The organism is Actinomadura sp. GC306, from assembly GCF_004348665.1.
Lineage (GTDB): Bacteria > Actinomycetota > Actinomycetes > Streptosporangiales > Streptosporangiaceae > Spirillospora.
This window is the reverse complement of sequence record NZ_SMKM01000036.1, coordinates 26558-32936: the sequence shown is the minus strand read 5'-3', so window position 1 is coordinate 32936 and position 6379 is coordinate 26558. Positions and strand designations below refer to the sequence as shown.

Annotated in this window: 6 protein-coding genes; 4 read left to right on the top strand and 2 right to left on the bottom strand. The window is 73.2% G+C overall.

Going from position 1 to position 6379, the window contains the following annotated elements:
- The coding region (locus E1200_RS08300) for a hypothetical protein (protein ID WP_131951223.1) at positions 1–1203 on the bottom strand (1203 nt) is incomplete at its 3' end.
- 76 nt (positions 1204–1279) lie between these two features.
- The gene (gene serB, locus E1200_RS08295; protein ID WP_131951222.1) at positions 1280–2503 is read right to left on the bottom strand and encodes a phosphoserine phosphatase SerB; all 1224 of its coding nucleotides are present in this window, start codon (positions 2501–2503) and stop codon (positions 1280–1282) included.
- Positions 2504–2803: 300 nt separating this feature from the next.
- Here serB and E1200_RS08290 point away from each other — a divergent pair, with 300 nt between their 5' ends.
- The 4 genes from E1200_RS08290 to E1200_RS08275 all read left to right on the top strand — a co-directional run bounded on the left by E1200_RS08290 (position 2804) and on the right by E1200_RS08275 (position 6343).
- Positions 2804–3946: a GAF domain-containing sensor histidine kinase gene (locus E1200_RS08290; protein WP_131951221.1), complete on the top strand. Its 1143-nt coding sequence runs from the start codon at positions 2804–2806 to the stop codon at positions 3944–3946.
- Entirely contained in the window at positions 3943–4650 is a 708-nt protein-coding gene (locus tag E1200_RS08285) for a response regulator transcription factor (RefSeq protein WP_131951220.1), read from the top strand. Before E1200_RS08290 ends, E1200_RS08285 begins: the two co-directional genes overlap by 4 nt.
- Positions 4651–4686: 36 nt before the next feature.
- Positions 4687–5472, top strand: a complete 786-nt coding sequence (locus E1200_RS08280) for a protein phosphatase 2C domain-containing protein (RefSeq protein WP_131951219.1) — start codon at positions 4687–4689, stop codon at positions 5470–5472.
- A gap of 517 nt (positions 5473–5989) precedes the next feature.
- Positions 5990–6343 (top strand): DUF2752 domain-containing protein, encoded by a 354-nt coding sequence (locus tag E1200_RS08275; protein WP_131951218.1) that lies wholly within the window; start codon positions 5990–5992, stop codon positions 6341–6343.
- Positions 6344–6379 lie beyond the last annotated feature (36 nt).

Genomic DNA, 6379 nt, shown 5'->3' with positions numbered 1-6379 from the left:
GGGGTCGAGGGTCTCGGGCAGCCGGGGCGGTGCGACGCCGATCCGGAGTCCGCCCGCGGTGATGCGGCGGGTGCGGGCGACCTCGCCGGCGATGCGGTCGACGGACCGGCGGACCTGGCCGATCAGCGCGACGGCGACGAGGTCCTCGTCGCCGGCGAGCCCGGCGCGCCGGATGTGCTCGGCGGCGCGTCCCATGCGCCGGACGGCGGCGGACTCCTCCCGGCCCAGCGGGGCCTGGCCGCCGCTGGCGATGGCGCCGGAGATCAGCCGCAGCCGTGCCGCCAGCGCCCAGATCGCCGTCTGGGTCTCCTCCTCCCAGGCGCGGTCGGGCGGGTAGTTCCGGGTGGCCTCCAGGACGGCCTGCAGCGTCACCGTCTCGTGCAGGACGCGCGCCAGCCCTTCGATGAGCCGTTCGGGGCGGGTGGGGTCCTGGCGTCCGCGTCCGGACCGGTAGAGCCCGTACGTGGCGCGTGCGGTGGTGAGCGCCTCTGATGCCGCCCGCCGCTTGGCCTCCCAGTCGGGGATGCGGGTGATCGCGCGCAGGTCGGGGTCGGTGACGTCGACGTCGTCGAGGAGGGCGGCGTCGGGTGCGCCGATCTCCTGCGCGACGGCGTCGAGCGCTTCGGCGACCGCGTCCGCGGTCTCGCTGAGCGCGGTGTTCAGGGGGCGGAGCCGCCGCGCGGGCCACGGCGCCAGCAGCAGGACGGTGACGAGCAGCCCGCCGATGAGTTCCAGCACCCCGATGAGGAGGACGTCGGACGGCGGCCGGACCGCACTGAGCAGGACGGCGAGCCCGGCGGTCGGCCCGATGCGCGGGATGGCGGTGCCCAATGCGACCAGCGGCGGCACCACGAGGACGGGCAGCCACGTGCGTTCGCTCAGCAGCCCGCCGATCCCCGACCCCACCGCCACGACCAGCACGCCGACCGCGAGGTCGCGGGCCCGCGTGCCGTAGGGGCCTTCAGGGGCGCGCAGCGCGACGAGGTAGGCGCCGAGCGCGATCATCGAGCCTTGGGCGCCGTGCCCGGTCATCGTCCCGAGGATCAGCGGGACGGCCATGGCCAGCGCCGCCGCTAGCCCGTACATGGGCGTCGCCCGCCCGTTGGCCTGGACGTAGGCGTCGCGTGCCCGCTGCAGTATCGGAGCCCGTTCGCCGTCGGCCGGGTCTTGCAGGACCGGGCGCCGCCGCAGCCTCAGCGCCACGGGCCGGTGCCTCCGCCGCCCCGCGGGGCGGCGGGCGTCTGCCGCGCGGCGGGTCGGTGCACGGGGCCTCCGGTGCCTACCGCGCGGCCGGGGTCTCGTCCCCCCGGAAGTCGAGGGCGTCGGCGGCCTCGACCTCTTCGCGCGAGATGCCCAGCAGGAAGACGATCGTGTCGAGGTAGGGGACGTTGACGGCGGTGTCGGCGGCCTCGCGGACGACGGGCTTGGCGTTGTAGGCGATGCCGAGCCCGGCCGCCTGGAGCATGTCGAGGTCGTTGGCGCCGTCGCCGATCGCGACGGTCTGGCTGACGGGGACGCCGGCCTCGGCGGCGAAGCGGCGGAGGGCGGCGGCCTTGCCGGCGCGGTCGATGACCGGGCCGTGCACCCGGCCGGTGATCTTGCCGTTCTCGATCTCCAGCGTGTTCGCGGCGGAGTAGTCGATGCCGAGGTCCTCGACGAGGGCGTCGGTGACCTGGGTGAAGCCGCCGCTGACGATGGCGAACTTGTAGTCGAGGCGCTTGAGCGTGCGCACCATGGTGCGGGCGCCGGCGGCGAGGCGGAGCTTGTCGCGGACGTCGTCGATGGCGGTCGCGTCGAGCCCGGCGAGCAGCGCGACCCGCTCGCGCAGCGAGCCCTCGAAGTCGAGGTCGCCGCGCATGGCGGCCTCGGTGACCTTGGCGACCTCGTCGAGGCAGCCGGCGTGCTCGGCGAGCAGCTCGATGACCTCGCCCTGGATGAGGGTGGAGTCGACGTCCATGACGATCAGCCGCTTGGCGCGCCGGTGCAGGCCGCCGAGCTGGACGGCGACGTCGACCTGCTGCTCGGCGGCCTCGGCGGTGAGCGCGGCGCGGAGCGCGTCGGGGTCGGCGCCGGAGACGTCCATCTCGATGCAGGTGACGGGGTTCTGCGCGAGCCGCTCCATGCGGTCGATGTTGGCGCCGTGCGCGGAGATGCGTCCCGCGATGCCGGCCATGGCGGCGGGCTTCAGCGGCGCGCCGAGGACGGTGACGTGCAGCCTGCCGCGGCGCTTCGGCATCCGCTTGTTGCGGCCCGTCGACAGCTCGATCTCCATGTCGAGGTCGTTGGCGACGCGTTCGGCGGCGTTCCACACGCGCCCGATGTCGGCGCCCTCGCTGTAGGCGAGCAGGACGCCGAGGATGAGCCGGCCGCGGATGACGACCTGCTCGACGTCGGCGACGGTGAGCGGGAACTCCGCGAGTGTCCTGAAGAGACGCGACGTCACGCCGGGGCGGTCGCGGCCGGTGAGTGTGATGAGGAGCGTGCGCTGTCCTGACCCGTCCATAGCTGCTCCCAACGGTACCGGCCGTGACGTGCGGCTCGTGCGTCAGGTCCGCCATGCGAGACGCGGCACCGGCGGGAAGGTCCGCGACGGCCCGGACGCAGCGCTCCGGCGTCACGACGTGCTCGGCCCCACCCGCGAGGCCCGGACGCGTCCTGAGCCGTCCGCGGACGTCTCAGGTGGTGCGGGTGGGGCGGCCGCGGGCTCGGCTTTCGTGGGGGAGGCGAGAAGACCCGGGCACCGAGTACCGTCTTCACAGGGAGTGCCGGTAGGCGCTCGCACCACGGGTGACGAGAGGCCGGGATGGAGACCGAGGGCGGCGGCTGCGGCGACCAGGGTGCGACCCTGCACGCCGTGAGCTCGGCCGTGCTCGCGGTGACCCGCCACCTGTCCGTGCACGAGGTGCTCCAGGTGATCGTCCGGGCGGCCGCGCAGCTGCTGGACGCCCGGTACGCCGCGCTCGGTGTGCCCGACGACGAGGGCTCGTTCGCCGAGTTCGTCGTCGACGGCGTCACCGACGAGGAGTGGGAGCGGATCGGGCCGCTGCCCCGCCAGCACGGGATGCTCGCCGCGATGCTGCGGGAGGGGGCGCCGAAGCGGCTCGCCGACATCCGCACGGAGCCCGAGTTCGAGGGCTGGCCGACCGCGCATCCCGTCCTGAAGGACTTCCTGGGCGTGCCGATCCTGGACGGCGAGAACGTCCTCGGCATCCTCTTCCTCGCGAACAGGCGCGGCCCCGGCGGGTTCAGCGCCGCCGACGAGGAGCTCCTGACGCTGTTCGCCGCGCACGCCGCGATCGCCATCACGAACGCGCGGCTCTACGAGCGCAACCGCGAGCTGACGGTCGTCGCCGAACGCAACCGCATGGCGCGCGAGCTGCACGACGCCGTCGCCCAGAAGCTGTTCTCGCTGCGGCTCACGGCCCGCACCGCGGCCACGCTCGCCGAGCGCGACCCGGCCCGCGCGGTCCGGGAGCTGGCGCAGGTCGAGCGGCTGGCCGCCGGGGCGCTCAACGAGCTGCGCGCCGTGATCTTCGAGTTGCGCCCGGCCGACCTCGCCGACGGGCTGGTCCCGTCGCTGCGCAAGCACGTCGAGGTCCTCGACCGGGCGCACGACGCCAGCGTGCGCATCGCCGCCGACGAGGCGGTCGTCCTGCCGGAGGAGCATGAGGCCGTCGCCTTCCGCATCACCCAGGAGGCCCTCCACAACGCGCTGCGACACGCCGGGGCGCGGACGGTCGAGGTGCGGCTGGCGACCAGGGACGGGAGCGCCGTCCTGGAGGTCGCCGACGACGGTTCGGGCTTCGCCGCGTCCGACGTGCCCGAGCCCCAGAACGGGCTGGGGCTCGCGTCCATGCGCGACAGGGCGTACTCCATCGGCGGGGGCCTCACGATCGACGCCCGGCCGGGGACGGGCACGACCGTCCGGCTGGAGGTGCCGCTGTGACCGCCGGCGGCGCGGGGCCGCGAGGTGGCACGATCAGGGTCCTGATCGCCGACGACCACCCGGTCGTCCGGCAGGGGCTGCGCACCTTCCTCGGCATCCAGGACGACATCGAGGTCGTCGGCGAGGCCGGGGACGGCGTGTCGGCCGTGACACTGGCCGAATCGCTGGAGCCCGATATCGTGCTCATGGACCTCAAGATGCCGGGCGCCGGCGGCTTGGCCGCGCTGACGGAGCTGCGGGCTCGGGGGGTGGCGGCACGGGTCCTGGTCCTCACCAGCGTCACCGAGCGCGGGCACGTGCTGCCGGCGGTGCAGGCGGGGGCGGCCGGGTATCTGTACAAGGACGTCGATCCGCAGGCGCTGGTGCAGGCGATCCGGGCGGTCCGGGACGGGCACGTGCTGTTCGCGCCCGACGCGGCCGAGGCGATGCTGGCGGACGGCCCGGGGGGCGGGGCCGGCCGAGACGACCGCGGCCTGGCCGCGCTGACCGAACGGGAACGGGAGGTGCTCGTGCACATCGCGCGGGGGAGGTCCAACCGGGAGATCGCCCGCGCGCTCGTGGTGTCCGAAAAGACGGTCAAGACGCACGTCAGTAATCTGCTCATGAAACTGGGAGTCCAGGATCGGACGCAGGCGGCCCTGTACGCCGTCCGGCACGGCGTCGGCGCACCCGGGGAAACCGGTGAAGCCAGGGCCCGCGGCTGATACAACTCCTCTGACAGGATCGTCATCGAAATTGGTATGAACGTAGCTATCAGATACGCAGCAGGCAGCGACATCGGCTGTAACCGAGAGAACAACGAGGACTCGGGCTACGCCGGTGCGCGGTTGATCGCTGTCGCGGACGGAATGGGCGGCTACGCGGGCGGCGAGGTCGCGAGTTCCACCGTGATCGGCTCACTGCGCTCGCTGGACACCGATGCCCGCAAAGACGATCTTGTCGACGTGCTGGGCCGCGCGGTGGCCGAGGCCAACGAGAAATTGCGGATCGCCCGGGAGGAACGTCCCGACCTGAGCCGGATGGGCACCACGCTCACCGCCATGCTCTGGCACGGGGAGTCCGTGGCGCTGGCGCACGTCGGCGACTCGCGCGGCTACATGCTGCGCGACGGCGAGCTGTACCAGATGACCCAGGACCACACGATGGACGAGCTGCTCAAGGCCGAGGCGGAGCAGGCGGGCCAGACCGCCGACCCGGCCGAGACGTCGCGGCTGTCGCACGTCCTGTACCGGGTGCTGGACGGCCGCGACGACCGCGAACCAGACCTGCGGCTGCGCGACGCCCAGCTCGGCGACCGCTATCTGCTGTGCTCGGACGGCCTGAGCGGCCCGGTCGACGCGCAGAAGATCTACGAGGTGCTGTCCGCGGAGGCCGACCCGCAGCGGGCCGTCGATCGCCTGATCGAGCTGGCCCGCGAGAACGGCGGCCCCGACAACATCACCGCGGTCGTGGCCGACGTCGTCGAGTCCGAACACGTCAGCGGCCCCGGAGGCCCCGTGGTCGTGGGCGCCGCCGCCAACGCCTGAGCCCCTCCCGTCCACCGCGCACGGCCCGGCTCGCCGCACCCGCCTCGCACCCGCTCCACCGCGGCCGAGGCGACCACGAGCAAGCCGCCCGGCGGGTCCGCTCATGCGTTTGATCACACCTTCGCCTGCCGCGGCGACGCCGGTTTCGGGCCGGACTCCGTGCCGGGGCGGGGATCCGGTCCATGCGCGGTCGCCGGATCGGTCGTTCGTTCGCTTCGTTCAGCGGGAATTTCCAGACGATTCATGGCGGTCGTCGGGTGAAAGAGTGCTCGCGCAGGTGGCGATTTGTCCTACTCTTGCCGTGAGGTGGTGTCGCCGAGTTCCGGTAACGGTCCGATCCCGGATGGTTGGCCGGGCTTGACCCGCCTCGGGGTGACCCCTGTATACGGGTCACTCAGTTAGTCATCGAGGCGGAGGATTCGTGGGGGAATCGCCCGGGGCGGCGGCCGCCGGTGCACCGAACGGTGTGCTCGGCGGGACCGTGAGCCGGACCCTCACCGCGGCACGGCATGGACCCATGGGTGCGGTGCTGCGTGTCGCGGCGATGGCCGTAGCGGCCATCGGCGCGTCCTGGATCCACCGTGTCAACGACCCCGGCGTGCTCTGTCCCTTGCGGGCGCTCACCGGAATCCCGTGCCCCCTCTGCGGGAGCACCACCGTGTTCATCGAACTCGGCTCGGGCCGTCCCGCCCAGGCCGTGCTGGCGAACCCGGTGGCCCTCGCCGGTGCGATCGCGATGGCGCTCGCACCGCTGGGGCTGGGACGACGGTGGTGGGCACTCCAGCCGAAGACCCGTGCCTGGATGCTCGGCACCGCCCTACTGGGGTCGGAGCTGTGGCAGCTCGTCCGGTTCGGTGTTCTGCGCGTTTGAGCCGCGGTCGATCCTCGGTCAGACTTGCGGAGCCCA

Bases quoted from the DNA above. Each gene is read 5' to 3' on its own strand.
- E1200_RS08280 (WP_131951219.1), top strand. From the start codon at position 4,687: ATGAACGTAGCTATCAGATACGCAGCAGGCAGCGACATCGGCTGTAAC.
- E1200_RS08290 (WP_131951221.1), top strand. From the start codon at position 2,804: ATGGAGACCGAGGGCGGCGGCTGCGGCGACCAGGGTGCGACCCTGCAC.
- serB (WP_131951222.1), bottom strand. From the start codon at position 2,503: ATGGACGGGTCAGGACAGCGCACGCTCCTCATCACACTCACCGGCCGC.
- E1200_RS08275 (WP_131951218.1), top strand. From the start codon at position 5,990: ATGGGTGCGGTGCTGCGTGTCGCGGCGATGGCCGTAGCGGCCATCGGC.